Below are 15,218 nucleotides of genomic sequence, written 5' to 3' on the forward strand. Positions count from 1 at the left end.
TTTTAGAAACAAAAAAGCCTAACAAAATTTTATTGTTAGGCTTTTTTATTATTTAAACATATTTAACGTTTTATTTTTTGTCTGTTTCTGTTGGATCTGCTTTTGGATCTATTTCAACAAGACCTGTTGATACATCCATAATATCTTGCTCAGCAAGGGTACCTGCAGAATATTTGAGTTGTAGCATGTTAATGATGTAGTCGTAACGTGCATTAGCAAGCTGGTTTTCAGAACTATATAGGCTACGTGTTGCATCTAATACATCAACAATCGTACGTGTACCTACTTCAAAACCTGCTTCCGTTGCTTCAAGCGCACTGGTTGATGAAATTACGGTTTGCTCATAAGCATTAATTGAGCTTAAAGAAGCGCGTACATTATTATAACCGCTGTTAACTTGTGCTTCAGTGCTACGGAATGTTTGTACTAGATCTTCACTTGCAATCACATAGCTGTATTGTGCTTGTTTAACACGTGAAGTAATTGCACCACCGGTGTAAATTGGCACATTAAGTTCGATTCCTAATGAACCAGAGCTCATATCAACGTTAGCTGCAGAATTATTATCGTAATCTTTATTGCTATAAGCAAGACCGGCAGTGAAATCAAGCGTTGGTAGATGGCCTGTCTCAGCTAAGTCAATCTGCATTTTAGCCACTTCTTTAGAGATGCGTTTTTCGTGTAGTTGTAAATTATACTCTAGTGCATTATTTCTCCACGATTTAACATCACCAGATAGTGGTTGTGGTGCAAAAGTATCTGTATTTAGGTAAGAAACACTTAATACGTCTTCACCGGTCAGTTCACGTAATACGTAATAACTATTTGCTAAACTGTTTTCAGCAGAGATAAGGTCGGCATTAGTACGGTCAAACTCGGCTTGCGCTTCATGTACATCTGTAATAGCAATTAAACCCACATCAAAACGTTGTTTAGTTTGTTCAAGTTGACGTTCAACTGCACGCTTATTAGCTTTAACCGATTTTACGGCTTCATCTGCACGTAATACATCAAAGTAAGCGACTGCACTACGGTAGATAAGATCTTGCGCTGCATAGCCATAAATAGCGGCGTATTGAGTTGCTTGTTTTTCTGCAATATCAAGTTGCTGCCAGTATGAGCCATTATAGATAGATTGGCTCAGGCCAACGCTTGCACCATAGTTTGAATTGGTTGCTGCATCTTCACTCGCAGTGGTGTAACCCGCTGTTAATCCAAAGCCTATTTGTGGCAATAGAGATGCGTCTGCTTCATTGATTTTTTCAACAAAAAGGTCGTATTGAGCTTTGCTTTTAAGAATGATTGGATCTTTCATCTTTGCAGTTTGATAAACTTGTAATAAGTTATCAGCACTCACTGCTGAACTGAAAGTTGATAAAGCAACTATTGAAGCGATAGAGAATCGTTTGATCATCACAAGGGTCCTATTTAGGTATCTGTTTTACAGCCGAAGTTAACACATAATCAATTAAGTGTATTATAAATTTTAAAATATGAAATAATTATCTATTAATAAGAGGTTAACAGGAAATGAACAAACATTCACTTTTGGAAGACGATAAAAAGGTCAGTTTTACTAAAAAAGATATTAAAGTGCTTGATAAACAGCCTTTGTATAAAGGTTTTTTTAAGTGCAATAAGTATACCTTCAAGCATAAATTGTTTGCAGGGGGCTGGAGTCCTGAGATTCAACGTGAAATTTTTGAACGTGGTCATGCTGCTGCTGTTCTCCCTTATGATATAAAAAATGACACCGTGGTGTTGATTGAGCAGTTTCGTTTTGGTGCGCTAGAAACAGATCAATCTCCTTGGTTACTTGAGTTAGTCGCCGGTATCATTGAAGAAGGTGAACAATCGGCAGAGGTTATTCAACGTGAAGCATTAGAGGAAGCGGGAATAACTATCCAATCTAGCCAGTTTATTATCAACTGCCTACTTACACCGGGTGGCTCAACGGAACATGTAGATATCTATATTGGTTCGGTTGATAGTACAGAAGCGGGTGGGTTACATGGTTTAGAGGCTGAAGGGGAGGATATTCGTGTGCATGTAGTGCCCAGAGAAACCGCTTATCAATGGGTATTAAATGGTAAAATAAATAATTCTGCGACTGTAATTGCCCTGTTATGGTTACAGCTAAATAAAGACAATGGCTTAAAATTGTAAAAGTAAATTGAGGCATCACCTACATTTTTTATCATTAGTACATAGTTAACTATGCACAAATGATAAAATTCTGTGCTTTCTTGGTGATAAATAAAGGGTTTAATTTATAATAGCGGTAACATTATGAGATAATTAATAATTTTAGATAAAATAGGTGCTATGAAAAGCAAAGTGGTACAACTAAAAGCAGATCCTCAAGGGGACTTAGCGTTTTTACAAATAACGGATACTCATCTTTTTGCTGATAGGCAGAAGGATCTTCTCGGTATTAAAACAGTTCAAAGTTTTGAAGCTGTCGTTGAGCATGCCAGTAAATATAAGCACTGCCATGCGGTATTATCAACCGGCGATCTTTCTCAGGATCACTCTGCACAATCTTATTTAGATTTTTGCCAACATATAAAAACATTAAACCTGCCTTGTTATTGGCTGCCAGGTAATCATGATATTCAGGCGGTAATGCTGCCCAATTTACTGGCAGAAGGACTTGCTCATACGCAAGTGATTGAAAGTGAAAATTGGCAGATTATCTTATTGGATTCACAGGTTGAAGGTGTACCACATGGTTTACTAAGTGATACACAGTTTGCTGTATTAGAGAAAACACTAAAAAAGAACCCTAACAAACATACCCTGATTTGTGTTCACCATCATATTTTACCCGTTGGTAGTGCATGGCTTGACCAGCACATTATGAAAAATAACCATCAATTTTTAGATCTTATTGCTCCATTTTCTAATGTGGTTGCAGTGCTTTCTGGGCACGTTCATCAGGCCAGCGATACTTTACAGGATGGAGTGCGTTTTATAACCACCCCTTCAACCTGTGTACAGTTCAAACCAAACAGTAACGATTTTGCGTTAGACAGCGTAGCCCCAGGCTACCGTTACTTAAAATTAAAAGCATCGGGTGAGATCGAAACTGTTGTCGAGCGTATCGATAAAGATGCTTTTTCTGTTGATGCAGATGCAACGGGCTATTAATGGCGAAGATTCTTTTATCACTGCATGGCTTTCATAGCTCACCAGAGTCATTAAAAGCACGTCAACTTGCAGAGTACATTGGACATAATCATCCTGAAATAACTTTTATCTGCCCACAGTTACCCTGTTTACCGGAGCAGATGTGGCAACTTATCGAATCCATTTTTGAAAAATATAAAAATGATAGTATCGGTATTGTGGGAAGTTCATTAGGTGGGTACCTTGCGACTAAAGTGGCTGAAGTATACAAAAATAGAGTCATTCTCGTTAATCCTGCTGTGACCCCTTATCTATTATTACAAACCTATGCAGGTGAGCAGGTACATCCCCACACTGATCAGCATTACCAAATCGATAATCATTTTATGCAGCAACTAATCGCACTTGATGTAGATAACATCAGTGAGCCACACAATAGTTGGGTACTGTTACAGCAAGGCGATGAAGTTTTAGATCACCAACAAGCATTACAAAAGTATCAAGGTTGTAAAATTACCTGTGAAGAGGGAGGAGACCATAGTTTTATTGGGTTTGAACGCTATATTCCTGATATAATCCGCTTTCTTTTTTAGTTCCAATTTCTCTTTCCTAAATAGGTATCCCCATGAGCGAGCAATACAATTCCGATTCCATTGAAGTTTTAAACGGACTTGATCCTGTTCGTCATCGCCCTGGTATGTATACCGAAACGAATCGACCGAATCACCTTGCTCAAGAAGTAATAGATAACTCGGTCGATGAAGCGCTTGCAGGCCATGCGAGTTCTATCCAAGTTATTCTGCATGAAGATCAATCTTTAGAAGTTATCGATGATGGTCGTGGTATGCCCATTGATATTCACCCTGAAGAGAAAATCTCTGGTGTGGAGCTTATCTTTTGTAAATTACATGCGGGCGGCAAGTTCTCAGGTAAAAACTATGAGATTTCAGGTGGTTTGCACGGGGTAGGTATCTCGGTGGTAAATGCACTGTCTACTCGTGTTGATGTACATATTCGTCGTGATGCAAAGGTTTTTCATATTGCTTTTGAAAATGGCGATAAAGTTGAAGAGCTGCATCAAGTTGATACCTGTGGCAAAAAGAATACCGGTACTAGCGTGCATTTTCATCCCGATGTTAAATATTTCGATAGTGCTAAATTTTCTGTTTCCCGTCTGTTGCATCTGCTTAAAGCGAAAGCGGTACTGTGTCCTGGTTTAACCATTAAATTTAAAGATCGTGTTAATAAAAATAGTTATGAATGGTGCTATCAAGATGGTTTGAATGATTATCTGATTGAGGCTGTTTCTGAAAATGAATTACTGCCAGCAACACCTTTTGTGGGTAAGTTTACCGCAAATCGTGAAACAGCTGATTGGGCTGTCGTTTGGCTGCCAGAAGGTGGCGACTCTATTACGGAGAGTTACGTCAACCTGATCCCAACCTCGCAAGGTGGCACGCACGTCAATGGTTTCAGACAGGGTCTTTTAGATGCGATGCGTGAGTTTTGTGATATTCGTAGTTTATTGCCACGTGGTATCAAACTAAGTCCTGAAGATATTTGGGATAAATGTGCTTATATCCTATCTGTTAAAATAAAAGAGCCGCAATTTGCAGGGCAAACTAAAGAGCGTTTATCATCGCGTCAATGTGCCGCTTTTGTCTCTGGCGTAGTAAAAGATGCCTTTAGCTTATGGCTAAATGCCAATGTCAATGAGGCTGAAGCCTTAGCTGAATTCTGTATTAATAATGCACAAACTCGTACCCGTAAAAGTAAAAAAGTAGCACGTAAAAAGATTACACAAGGGCCTGCCCTGCCCGGTAAATTAACCGATTGTTCAGGGCAAGACCCTGAACGTGGCGAGCTTTTCTTAGTGGAAGGTGACTCTGCTGGTGGTTCAGCTAAACAAGCACGTGATCGAGAGTTTCAGGCGATTCTTCCCTTACGCGGTAAAATAAAAAATACCTGGGAAGATGAGTCAGATATCATTTTAAACTCAGAAGAGATCCATAATATTTCTGTCGCGATCGGGATTGATCCTGCTTCTAAAGATCTTTCAGGCTTACGTTACGGAAAAATTTGTATTCTTGCCGATGCCGATTCTGATGGTCTACATATCGCTACCCTCATTTGTGCGCTGTTTGTACAGCATTTTCGTGCCGTAGTTGATGCGGGGCATTTCTATGTCGCCATGCCACCTCTGTATCGTATTGATGTTGGTAAAGAGGTTTTTTATGCGCTTGATGAAGCTGAAAAAGAGGGCATATTAGATAGAATCGAAGCGGAGAAGAAGCGTGGTAAAGTTGGCGTTCAGCGATTTAAAGGATTGGGTGAGATGAACCCAGACCAGCTTCGTGAAACGACTATGGATCCAAATACGCGTCGTTTAGTACAGCTAACCAGTACCGATGCGGAAAAAATGATTGAGATGATGGATATGTTGCTCGCAAAAAAACGTGCTTCAGACAGAAAGGTCTGGTTAGAAAATAGTGGTGATATGCTCTCGGTTGACTAATGTTGGTTGAAATAGAGCGATTCCCTAAGAATTGATTAAACGCCTCCTTACTATCAGTAGTTAATAGTGAGGAGGAAAAATACCTGCTAGACCTTTGACAAACCCTCTATATTATTCTTCACTCTTTATTTCAAATTCACTGCCTCCCATTTTTGAAGAACTGGTCTTCCTCCTGTCTACACTCAAAATGATTTTGCACAATCTCAAGGCACCAAAGATGAAAATAGCGCACTAAAAAAGTGCGCTTAGGTTAAGAAATGGAAATTAAAATACCGTGCACAATAATAAATTTCTTTTATATTAATGGGTTGTATATTTTTGTTAATGTTGGTTCGTATGTTGCAATGATGTTAAATATGTAAAGGCGTTCTTACATAAACCAATTAATAACAAGAAAAGGAATTTCTATGTCTTATTTAGTCCCCTCTGAATTTGTAACAAAAATGGTTGATGCTGGTGAATCTAAAATTTTCATGTCAACGCGTGATACTCTAATTCGAGCATTTATGGCTGGCGCAATTTTAGCGCTGGCGGCTGCATTTGCTATTACAATCACCGTACAAACAGGCTCTTTCCTTGCAGGAGCAATGTTGTTCCCGGTTGGTTTTTGTATGTTATACCTAATGGGATTTGACCTGCTGACAGGTGTGTTTGTATTAGCGCCATTAGCGTTAATCGATAAACGACCAGGTGTGACAGTGAAAGGTGTTTTACGAAACTGGGGGTTAGTTTTTGTTGGTAACTTCGGTGGTGCATTAACCGTGGCATTTATGATGGCCTTTGTTTTCACTTATGGTTTCTCGATTGAGCCGGGGGCGATAGGTCAAAAAATAGCGACTATTGGTGAGTCACGTACACTTGGTTATGCAGAGTATGGTTTTGCAGGATGGATGACTATCTTCTTCCGTGGCATGTTATGTAACTGGATGGTATCAATGGGGGTTGTTGGTGCGATGGTTTCCACAACGGTAAGCGGTAAAGTGATCGCGATGTGGATGCCAATTATGTTGTTCTTCTACATGGCCTTTGAGCATTCGGTGGTTAATATGTTCCTATTCCCATCGGGTCTTATTATGGGCGGTGACTTCTCATTCATGGATTACATGGTATGGAATGAAATTCCGACGGTATTAGGTAACTTGGTTGGTGGTCTCGCATTTACAGGTTTAACGCTTTACACAACACATGTTAAAACGGCACCTAAGAAACCAGTGCTTAAACAAGTTGCATAATAGATATTCGTTAATGGTTAAGCCTCGTTGATACGAGGCTTTTTTATGGAAAAATAATAATGGCGAGTCAACTACAGGTTTCAGTTGGGCAGTACTCTGATAAAGGCCTAAAAGCGAGTAACCAAGATTGCCATGGCGTTTATATTCCTAAGGAGCCACTGCTAACTTCGAAGGGCGTTGCGATTGCGATTGCCGATGGAATAAGCAGTAGTACTGTTAGCCAAATAGCTAGCGAGGCGAGTGTTCGATCTTTTTTGGAGGATTATTTCTGCACCTCTGAAACCTGGTCGGTGAATAAATCAGCACAGCAAGTATTGATCGCTAATAACTCATGGTTATATTCACAAAGCCAAAAAAGTGAGCATCGCTTTGATAAAGATAAGGGCTATGTTTGTACTTTTAGTGGCATTATTTTTAAATCCACCACCGCACATCTTTTCCACATTGGTGACTCACGTATCTATCGTTTACGCGATAAAGAGCTAACGCTTTTAAGCGAAGATCATCGCCATTGGGTCTCAGAGCAGCAAAACTATCTAAGTCGTGGTATGGGTATTCATGCACAACTTGAAGTCGATTATCAAGCGTTGCAACTTGAGCAAGGGGATGTTTTTATCCTTACGACGGATGGGATTCATGAGTTTTGCGAAGCTGATTTTGTGATTGAAACGATCAATAAAAACCGATCTGATTTACAACAGGCAAGTGAAACCATTGCTCAGCAGGCTTTAACCTGTGGTAGCGATGATAACCTGACGGTTCAACTGTTAAGCGTAGATAGCCTTCCTTTGCAAAGCGTTGATGAACTGTATTCACAACTAACCGAATTACCTTTCCCACCTATCTTAGCGCCACGTATGAGCTTTGATGGTTATCAAATTTTGGATACATTACATGACAGTAGCCGAAGCCATATCTATTTAGCCGTTGATAGCACGAGTAATGAAAAAGTAGTGTTAAAGATCCCCTCTATTGATTTAGGCTGTGATCCTGCTTATTTAGAGCGTTTTTTAATGGAGGAGTGGATTGCGCGTCGCATTAATAACGCACATGTATTAAAACCTTGCCAACAAACACGTAAACGTAACTATATCTACGTTGCGACTGAATTTATCGAAGGGCAAACATTAACCCAGTGGATGATTGATAATCCTAAACCAGAGCTCGAAACGGTCAGGAAAATTGTTGAACAGATAGCCAAGGGGTTATTAGCATTTCATCGCCAAGAGATGATTCATCAAGATTTACGTCCAGAAAATATTATGATTGATAGCAATGGGGTGGTTAAAATTATCGATTTTGGCTCAACCAAAGTTGCGGGACTGGCTGAAATAAGTTCACCATTAATACGACAAGAAAATTTGGGCACGGCACAATACACGGCTCCAGAATATTTCTTAGGTGAGCAAGGGGCTAATAATGCAGATATTTTTTCATTAGGTGTCATTACCTACCAAATGTTGACTGGAGAGTTACCCTTTGGTGCAGAGGTTGCTAAAGCGAAAACACGAGCGGCACAGAAGCGTTTACAATATCGCTCAGTATTAGATGATGAACGAGAGATTCCGGCTTGGTTGGATGATACGCTTTGGCACGCTTTAAACCCCAACCCTGAGCAACGTTATCATCAATTATCCGAGTTTTTGCATGATTTACGCCACCCTAGCCATGATTTTTTAAATAATATCAGGCCACCGCTACTAGAGCGGGATCCGCTTCTGTTTTGGAAAGGACTCTCTGGTTTTTTAACCGTTATTATTATATTGCTGCTGGTTAAAATTTCTTAACTACCTCATTTTTCACTATTGCTTCGTGTTAATGGAGGACGGTTAATTTTAACTGGTGCATGAACTTTTGTTTTTTTCCCTGCAACGGTTAGTTTAATCACCGCTTTTTGTAATATCAGGTTATTGGGATATAAAATCACATTGCCATCATCACGCTTGATCGACAAGTGAAACATACCAATATCCGTTATCACACCCACCATCTCGTCGCTTTCAATTTTTATCTTGTCACCAATGCGGTATGGAAAAATGAAAAAAATCAAGACACTTGCTGTAATGTTACTAAGCATTGACCACTGTGCAATTAAGGCAACACCAAGTACGGCAAAGATAGAGGAGAGAAATAATGAAATATCCCCAAAACCTATATCAATCAGATTAAGTAATAGACTAAATAGCAGAATAAAAAGTAAGCTATTGACTGACAATGAAATAAATTTACTACGCACATCGTCAACATTTTTCTTTGTTGCCTGAGTCTGTATATATTTACTGCTCATCTGCTTTAAAAAAACAAAGCTGATAAAAAAAATAATGCTGAGTACAATATTCACGAACATAACTCCTTTATATTTAAATATTGGTGGTTAACTACCCCAGAGCGTTAATTTATATCTGTATAAAGCTATTTGACAACAAGGGGTAGCTACTAGACAATCTAATAATCGTTATTATATCAGGAGATTACAATGTCATCTAAAAACAAGTTATCTGTTTTTTTATCCATTTTTTCATTGTTGACAGTCACCGTATTAGCTGTCTATTTGGGTAATCTTTTGCACTCGATTGAAACTATCGAAGAGCAACTAAATCATCAGGCACAGCAGTTTGATTATAAACCTGTAAATATTGTTTCTAATGATTTGAATTCAGCTTACGTACCTGCTTATTCTCATATATACGGGGATGGCGGTAAAGCTATTTTACTTGAAACGACATTATCTATTCGTAATACAGACCCAACTAAAGCGATTCAAATTCATTCTATCGATTATTACGATACAGCAGGTAATAAAGTAAAAAATTATCTATCAGAAGCTATCCAGCTTGACCCTTTATCTACGGTTGATTTTTTAGCTGAAAAAAATAATACCAGTGGGGGGGCTGGCGCTAACTTTTTAATCTACTGGTCTAACCCTAATGATGCCATCACACCTATTTTCGAAGCTGTGATGGTCGGGTCTGGGCATGGTAAGAATGTTTCATTTGTCAGCAGGGCACCAATTTAGTAAAACAGTGATGTTTGCTTATCATAGCTGGTGATTGAGTGGCTGCATTGATGATACAAAATCGTCTTTATTTATTGTTGCTTGAATTGCTGTTACTACTGCTCGGCACTTATCTTCATTAAGTGCATCTGGGTGTGGGTCTGAAAATTTTTCATGGTCGTTATCAAAATATAAGCCAGAAGCATGGGCAAAATCATCACAAAGTGCCGCTTGGCAAAGTACTTCGGCGCCTATCGATAAATCACTGCCGCTAATACCAAAAGCCTCTTTGACCATTTTACTGCCTAATAATGATTTAGGGTTTATGGCGATAATAACGGGGCCTTTAGCCTTTAACGCTAGTCCCATTACACGTGACCACATCGTTAGCGCTAGTTTGCTTTGTGCATACGCTTCACTATCTCCTAAACGTTCTAGACCACGCAATGCATTAATATTCACCGTTGATTGCGCTGCTGATGAAAGATTTAATACACGGCTAACCTTATTCATTAACGGTAGCAATGCATGGGTTAGCAGATAGGGAGCAACGGTGTTCACTGCAAAGCGAGGGTCTAAGCCATCTACGGTTAAGCTATTATCAACGTTATAAACGCCTGCATTATTGATCAATATATCTAGGTGCTGATGCTTCTCTGTCACTGCTTGTGCTAGCGCTATTACCTCGCTCATATTTGATAAATCTGCACAATAACTTTCAAAGGTTGCTGTTTCACAGTGTGCAAGCAGTGCTTGCTCTAGTTTTTTTAGCTTATCTTCATTACGCCCATGCAATAAAACATAATGTCCCTGTTTTGCCAGCATTTTAGCGGTTTCAAAACCGATGCCATCAGTAGCACCGGTGATTAACATTGTTTTTTGCATGTCAGCCTCATCTATCATTGCTATTAACGCTACTTTTATGAGTATCAGTCTAGTGAGTCGGCTGTACTCATTATTAAGTTATTTTATTAAATAACTTGTAACACTTCTTCCATTGCTAAACGTGATTTTGGTAGCGGTTGGTTGTAATCTTCAGATTCATGGCGGTAACCAATTGATAGTGCAACATCACAAACATAACCATCTAATTCGTCAGCAAAAAGTTCACCAATTAACTCGCTATCAACACCTTCCATTGTGGTTGAGTCGATACCTAAACGTGCCAGTGTGTGCAGCGTATTGCCTAGTGCTAAATAGGTTTGCGCTTTTGTCCAAGCTTCGTTATTACCTGTTTCATCGGTATTTAAATCAACGAATGCATAAGCACCAAAAGAACGCTCACGATTTTCTTCAGCGGTACGGTTAACAGCGATATCTTGGTCAATTACACGTGCATAGTTTTCACGTGTATATGCAGGGTTTTGTGCAAATAAAATAGTATGTGAAGACGCTTTAATATGGTGTTGATTAAATTGAAATTTATTTTCAAAAGTATCAAACATACGCTGCTTCGCCTCATCGCTTTCAATCACAATAAATTTCCAAGGTTGTGAGTTGATTGAAGATGCAGAGAGTTGCATCGCTTTGTAAATGATCGCAAGATCTTCTTTTGAAACACGTTTCGATGAGTCATATTTTTTAGTGGTGTAGCGTGTTTCTAAGTCAGTAATAATTTGGTGTGTCATGGTGGTTCTCCAATTTTTTAAATATTTTTAGGTCAGATAATTAAGCTATTTTGGTCATTTTATTGACAGCGAACTCGCTGATTGCACCTTCGGTCACTTTCATGAAGTTGGTGAAAGGTGTGTTTTCTATGTGGGCTTGTAATAACTCGCTCGAGCCCCAGTTTTCAACAACAGTAAAATGTGCTGCGTTTTCATTATCTTGGTGTAAATCGTATTGTAAGCAACCCGCTTCAGCACGCGTTGGAGTAATCAGTTTTAATAACTCTGATTTTACTAACTCAACGTTGTTAATATTTGCTGTGATGCTGGCAATAATGGTTAATGTCGTCATTTTGCTTTCCTTTATGAGATGGCTGCTTTGTTGTTGAAATGGATAGTAGCGCCTATGCTCTATTCTGTGAACAGGGTAATATTTGAAACATTATCAAAAAATTATTGAGAATTATGTTATTAGAAGATTTAGAAGTGATATCCAAGGTGGCTGAATATCGTAGTATTACGGCAGCGGCAACCCATTTAGATATGCGCACCGCAACTGCGAGTGCAGCGGTTAAACGTGTCGAAAGTGCACTTGGTATTGAGCTGTTTATTCGCACTACACGTCATTTACGCTTATCTAGTGCAGGTGAGCGTTATATCCCTCAGTGTGAGCAGGCGCTTTTAGTGCTTAAACACGCGAAGCAGAATATTAAAAATGAACTGGATATTGTTGATGGTGATCTACGCGTTGCTGTGTCATCGGATCTAGGTCGAAACTTAGCAGTTCCTTGGTTAGATGAGTTTATGCTGCAACACCCAAAACTGAAATTACGCATTAGTATTAGTGATAGTAATATCGATTTTTACCGTGATTCTGTTGATATCGCACTACGTTACGGCTCTCCAACAGATACTAACCTGTATGGGTTTAAAATCTGTGATGTGCCTGGTTTGTTATGTGCAACGCCTGCGTATTTAAAAGAGCATGGAGTACCTGAGCATCCCCGTGAGTTGAATAAACATAATGGTCTTTTTTATCAGATGCACGACATTGTTTATGATGTATGGCAGTTTGAGAAAGCAGAAGAGGTTTTTAAGGTTAAGATGAGCAGCAACCGTATTGCTAATGATGCTGAAGTAGTTAGGCGTTGGTGTGTTGCTGGGCATGGGCTCGCGGTTAAATCTTGTTTGGATCTCGCTGGGGATCTACTGGCTGGCAGGATCGTTAATGTAATGTCTGATTATACGCCACGCAGCACCGAGTTGTGGTTAGTTTGCCCAAGTCGTCAATCAATTACTCCGGCAATGCGTTTATTAAGAGATGCCTTCAGAGGCAAGTGTAGTGAAATTCTAAGGCAGCTTAGCGAGAAAGGGATTATTAATGTTTAACAAATATTACGCTTTAATGGTGAGTAAAGATAAATAAAGCGAATCGTATTAACGGTGGATCCACTCTATTTTTTATTCTTTAGTTAACTGAATTAGCCGCATCAATCAACAATGACATCATCAATTCTGAAGCGCCAATATGTGGGGCAACTTTAATGTCAATCTCTGGGAATTGTTGTTGAGCTTCCTCTACATGTTCAGGGATATCGGTGGTGACGTGTAGACCTGAATTAAGGAAGTAAGGCAGCACGGTAATTGAGGTTGCTCCCTGCTTGATGCAAGTTTCTACCGCTGTCGCAATGGCGGGGTTAGCTATCTCTAAAAAACCAGCCTCAAAGACCTGATATTGATCTGCACAAGTTGCTTTTAGTTTTTGTGCTAACACAACGACTTCATCGTTGGATTTTTTGCGACGACTTCCGTGTGCAATGAGTAATAGTGCTTTCATTGGTGTATTCCATATTATCGTTTTTATCGGAGTGTTTATATTCATAATAGCTAGGCGTTATTGTTTATATCCAGCCTAATCGCCACTGTTTTTTATCTTTCAAATCACGCCAATTAATCTCATATTGATGCTGATTAATGACCGCTTCAATAATACATTCAATCACATTTTGTTGTTCATCAAATTTGACCTTAGTTATAACAAAATGCTTCTCTTTATTGATCACAGTAGCTTTGGTCCATTTACTATGAAGTAGTGCTTTTGGAGATATCTTATTCATCACTTTCCCGTTCAACTAGTGTGTTACTAACACTACGTTTGTAAGGTTAAATAAGATCAACATATTGCGTGCTTTAACGACTATTTTTTCTCAGCAGGATCAATTTTTTGATTGCTCTGTTGTGACTGCTCTTCGATCATGCTCTCTTCACTGTCAGCACACATATAAGCACGGCTTGAGCAGAAGGGGGTCAATGGCAGTGCTGAGTTCATCGGTTGTTCATCCTCTGCCTCGATGGCTGATGAGGTTGGCTGTAAGCGATTTAAAATACGTTGTGCCCAGAGCCAGGCGATGATGCCAAATAAAATGGAACCAACAGCTTGCCCCATTACAACACCGAGTGCGCCATACCACTGCCCACCAAAATAGACAAATGGAATGGTACCGATAGTCGCTTTACCAATATTCATGATAGTTGAGGTGGTCGGGTAACCTAGGTTGTTAAAGGCTGCGTTTGCAATGTATAGGATGCCGTTAAATATAAAGGTTATACATAACCAAGTGCTATAAAAACTGATCAGTTCTGCCGCGTCACCTTGAGCGCTAAAGACCTGAATAATTTGAGCTTGTAGCAGGAATATAATCAGTGCCATTGCTGCGACATAACAGGCGGTAAACTGCGTGGCGCGTTTCATTGTAATGCTAACCCTATCATGTAAATTTGCACCGAAATTCTGTCCGATAATAGGACCAACTGCACCAGACATCGCAAAGATCATCCCAAATGCAACCGGCAATAAACGCCCCACAATTGCCCAACCAGCTACATAACCATCACCAAAGGAGGCGATCATCATGGTGACATAGGCGTTACCAATTGGGGTGGCTACATTGGTGATCATTGCCGGAAAAGCAACATTGAAGATCTCTTTTTGATCGGCGATCCATGCTTGATAATTGAAACGACCTAGTAACTGGTGGATGTGCACAATGCCATAGAGTGCAACCCAAGCGACTGCAAAACGCGAGATCACTGATGCGATTGCCGCGCCATGTAACCCCCAATTAAAACCGAAGATAAAGATCGGATCTAAAATCGCATTGACCGCACCGCCTGCCAAGGTGGAATACATCGCGCGCTTAGCGTCACCAACTGAACGTAAAGCGGCACCGGCGCCCATTGCGATGGCTAATATCGGCAGCGAAGGTAATAAAATGCGTAGATAACTCACCGCAAAAGCGTGTGTTTCCCCTTTTGCACCGATCATCGCGACTAATTCCGGTGTGAAAACCCAAGCTAGTGCTGCAAACATTGAGCTAATAATAAAGCCGGTAACAAGAATGTTAATCACTAATCGACGTGCTTTTTCTCGATTTTGTTGGCCGATCGCGCGTGCGACTAAGGCGCTCATTGATATCGATAAACCGATCGAAATGGAGGTGGTGAAAAAAGCGATCGTACCCGCATAACCCACTGCAGCAGCAAGTTCAGTTTCACCAATCAAACTGATAAAGAAGAGATCTGCAAGATCGACCAGAAATAGTGCGGTTAATCCAATGGCATTTGTTGATGACATGACTACGATATGACGAAAAATATTGCCACTAACAAACTTGCCTTTTTGCATCGCAAATATCCATTTTTAATTATTATTAGGGGAATTGTCTGTGAGGTAATGTTTA

General features: G+C 39.7%; 16 protein-coding genes. 8 read left to right on the forward strand and 8 right to left on the reverse strand.

Annotated elements, in window-relative coordinates:
* Positions 1 to 70: 70 nt before the first annotated feature.
* Entirely contained in the window at positions 71 to 1,414 is a 1,344-nt protein-coding gene (tolC, locus tag QQK09_RS09810) for an outer membrane channel protein TolC (RefSeq protein ID WP_284203953.1), read from the reverse strand.
* 116 nt (positions 1,415 to 1,530) lie between these two features.
* On the opposite strand from tolC, the gene nudF reads away from it, so the two are divergent.
* The 6 genes from nudF to QQK09_RS09840 all read left to right on the forward strand — a co-directional run bounded on the left by nudF (position 1,531) and on the right by QQK09_RS09840 (position 8,663).
* Positions 1,531 to 2,166, forward strand: coding sequence for an ADP-ribose diphosphatase (gene nudF, locus QQK09_RS09815; protein WP_284203954.1), 636 nt, complete (start codon positions 1,531 to 1,533; stop codon positions 2,164 to 2,166).
* 159 nt (positions 2,167 to 2,325) lie between these two features.
* Positions 2,326 to 3,150: a 3',5'-cyclic-AMP phosphodiesterase gene (cpdA, locus tag QQK09_RS09820; RefSeq protein ID WP_284203955.1), complete on the forward strand. Its 825-nt coding sequence runs from the start codon at positions 2,326 to 2,328 to the stop codon at positions 3,148 to 3,150.
* The gene (locus QQK09_RS09825) at positions 3,150 to 3,722 is read left to right on the forward strand and encodes a YqiA/YcfP family alpha/beta fold hydrolase (RefSeq protein WP_284203956.1); all 573 of its coding nucleotides are present in this window, start codon (positions 3,150 to 3,152) and stop codon (positions 3,720 to 3,722) included. Before cpdA ends, QQK09_RS09825 begins: the two co-directional genes overlap by 1 nt.
* Positions 3,723 to 3,754: 32 nt before the next feature.
* The gene (gene parE, locus QQK09_RS09830) at positions 3,755 to 5,644 is read left to right on the forward strand and encodes a DNA topoisomerase IV subunit B (protein WP_284203957.1); all 1,890 of its coding nucleotides are present in this window, start codon (positions 3,755 to 3,757) and stop codon (positions 5,642 to 5,644) included.
* Between the two features lie 407 nt (positions 5,645 to 6,051).
* Positions 6,052 to 6,876 carry a formate/nitrite transporter family protein gene (locus QQK09_RS09835; protein WP_284203958.1) on the forward strand — a complete coding sequence of 275 codons (825 nt, stop codon included), beginning with the start codon at positions 6,052 to 6,054 and terminating at the stop codon, positions 6,874 to 6,876.
* Positions 6,877 to 6,935: 59 nt separating this feature from the next.
* Positions 6,936 to 8,663, forward strand: coding sequence for a bifunctional protein-serine/threonine kinase/phosphatase (locus QQK09_RS09840; RefSeq protein ID WP_284203959.1), 1,728 nt, complete (start codon positions 6,936 to 6,938; stop codon positions 8,661 to 8,663).
* Positions 8,664 to 8,668: 5 nt separating this feature from the next.
* Here QQK09_RS09840 and QQK09_RS09845 read toward each other — a convergent pair whose 3' ends face one another.
* Positions 8,669 to 9,217, reverse strand: a complete 549-nt coding sequence (locus QQK09_RS09845) for a mechanosensitive ion channel domain-containing protein (RefSeq protein WP_431312587.1) — start codon at positions 9,215 to 9,217, stop codon at positions 8,669 to 8,671.
* 135 nt (positions 9,218 to 9,352) lie between these two features.
* Between QQK09_RS09845 and QQK09_RS09850 the strand changes: the two genes are divergently transcribed.
* The gene (locus QQK09_RS09850) at positions 9,353 to 9,892 is read left to right on the forward strand and encodes a DUF3124 domain-containing protein (protein WP_284203961.1); all 540 of its coding nucleotides are present in this window, start codon (positions 9,353 to 9,355) and stop codon (positions 9,890 to 9,892) included.
* A gap of 21 nt (positions 9,893 to 9,913) precedes the next feature.
* On the opposite strand, the gene QQK09_RS09855 is transcribed toward QQK09_RS09850, so the two are convergent.
* The 3 genes from QQK09_RS09855 to QQK09_RS09865 all read right to left on the reverse strand — a co-directional run bounded on the left by QQK09_RS09855 (position 9,914) and on the right by QQK09_RS09865 (position 11,830).
* Positions 9,914 to 10,756, reverse strand: coding sequence for an SDR family NAD(P)-dependent oxidoreductase (locus QQK09_RS09855; RefSeq protein ID WP_284203962.1), 843 nt, complete (start codon positions 10,754 to 10,756; stop codon positions 9,914 to 9,916).
* An 86-nt stretch (positions 10,757 to 10,842) separates the two neighbouring features.
* Complete coding sequence (locus QQK09_RS09860) at positions 10,843 to 11,499, reverse strand: nitroreductase family protein (protein WP_284203963.1); 657 nt, start codon at positions 11,497 to 11,499, stop codon at positions 10,843 to 10,845.
* Positions 11,500 to 11,539: 40 nt separating this feature from the next.
* Positions 11,540 to 11,830: a putative quinol monooxygenase gene (locus QQK09_RS09865; protein WP_284203964.1), complete on the reverse strand. Its 291-nt coding sequence runs from the start codon at positions 11,828 to 11,830 to the stop codon at positions 11,540 to 11,542.
* A gap of 113 nt (positions 11,831 to 11,943) precedes the next feature.
* Here QQK09_RS09865 and QQK09_RS09870 point away from each other — a divergent pair, with 113 nt between their 5' ends.
* On the forward strand, positions 11,944 to 12,867 hold the full coding sequence (locus QQK09_RS09870) for a LysR family transcriptional regulator (RefSeq protein ID WP_284203965.1): 924 nt from the start codon (positions 11,944 to 11,946) through the stop codon (positions 12,865 to 12,867).
* A gap of 79 nt (positions 12,868 to 12,946) precedes the next feature.
* Here the strand turns inward: QQK09_RS09870 and QQK09_RS09875 are convergent, their stop codons facing one another.
* From QQK09_RS09875 to QQK09_RS09885, 3 genes are all read right to left on the reverse strand, one after another.
* Complete coding sequence (locus QQK09_RS09875) at positions 12,947 to 13,315, reverse strand: sirohydrochlorin chelatase (RefSeq protein ID WP_284203966.1); 369 nt, start codon at positions 13,313 to 13,315, stop codon at positions 12,947 to 12,949.
* A gap of 64 nt (positions 13,316 to 13,379) precedes the next feature.
* Positions 13,380 to 13,595, reverse strand: coding sequence for a TIGR02450 family Trp-rich protein (locus QQK09_RS09880; protein WP_284203967.1), 216 nt, complete (start codon positions 13,593 to 13,595; stop codon positions 13,380 to 13,382).
* 80 nt (positions 13,596 to 13,675) lie between these two features.
* The gene (locus QQK09_RS09885; protein WP_284203968.1) at positions 13,676 to 15,163 is read right to left on the reverse strand and encodes an MATE family efflux transporter; all 1,488 of its coding nucleotides are present in this window, start codon (positions 15,161 to 15,163) and stop codon (positions 13,676 to 13,678) included.
* Positions 15,164 to 15,218: the final 55 nt, after the last annotated feature.

Origin of the sequence: Psychromonas marina, from assembly GCF_030161115.1 — a bacterium.
Classification (GTDB): Bacteria; Pseudomonadota; Gammaproteobacteria; order Enterobacterales; family Psychromonadaceae; genus Psychromonas; species Psychromonas marina.

Bases quoted from the DNA above. Each gene is read 5' to 3' on its own strand.
- cpdA (WP_284203955.1), top strand. From the start codon at position 2,326: ATGAAAAGCAAAGTGGTACAACTAAAAGCAGATCCTCAAGGGGACTTA.
- QQK09_RS09865 (WP_284203964.1), bottom strand. From the start codon at position 11,830: ATGACGACATTAACCATTATTGCCAGCATCACAGCAAATATTAACAAC.
- QQK09_RS09850 (WP_284203961.1), top strand. From the start codon at position 9,353: ATGTCATCTAAAAACAAGTTATCTGTTTTTTTATCCATTTTTTCATTG.
- QQK09_RS09880 (WP_284203967.1), bottom strand. From the start codon at position 13,595: ATGAATAAGATATCTCCAAAAGCACTACTTCATAGTAAATGGACCAAA.
- QQK09_RS09860 (WP_284203963.1), bottom strand. From the start codon at position 11,499: ATGACACACCAAATTATTACTGACTTAGAAACACGCTACACCACTAAA.
- QQK09_RS09835 (WP_284203958.1), top strand. From the start codon at position 6,052: ATGTCTTATTTAGTCCCCTCTGAATTTGTAACAAAAATGGTTGATGCT.
- QQK09_RS09875 (WP_284203966.1), bottom strand. From the start codon at position 13,315: ATGAAAGCACTATTACTCATTGCACACGGAAGTCGTCGCAAAAAATCC.
- QQK09_RS09885 (WP_284203968.1), bottom strand. From the start codon at position 15,163: ATGCAAAAAGGCAAGTTTGTTAGTGGCAATATTTTTCGTCATATCGTA.
- QQK09_RS09870 (WP_284203965.1), top strand. From the start codon at position 11,944: ATGTTATTAGAAGATTTAGAAGTGATATCCAAGGTGGCTGAATATCGT.
- nudF (WP_284203954.1), top strand. From the start codon at position 1,531: ATGAACAAACATTCACTTTTGGAAGACGATAAAAAGGTCAGTTTTACT.
- QQK09_RS09825 (WP_284203956.1), top strand. From the start codon at position 3,150: ATGGCGAAGATTCTTTTATCACTGCATGGCTTTCATAGCTCACCAGAG.
- tolC (WP_284203953.1), bottom strand. From the start codon at position 1,414: ATGATCAAACGATTCTCTATCGCTTCAATAGTTGCTTTATCAACTTTC.
- QQK09_RS09855 (WP_284203962.1), bottom strand. From the start codon at position 10,756: ATGCAAAAAACAATGTTAATCACCGGTGCTACTGATGGCATCGGTTTT.
- QQK09_RS09840 (WP_284203959.1), top strand. From the start codon at position 6,936: ATGGCGAGTCAACTACAGGTTTCAGTTGGGCAGTACTCTGATAAAGGC.
- parE (WP_284203957.1), top strand. From the start codon at position 3,755: ATGAGCGAGCAATACAATTCCGATTCCATTGAAGTTTTAAACGGACTT.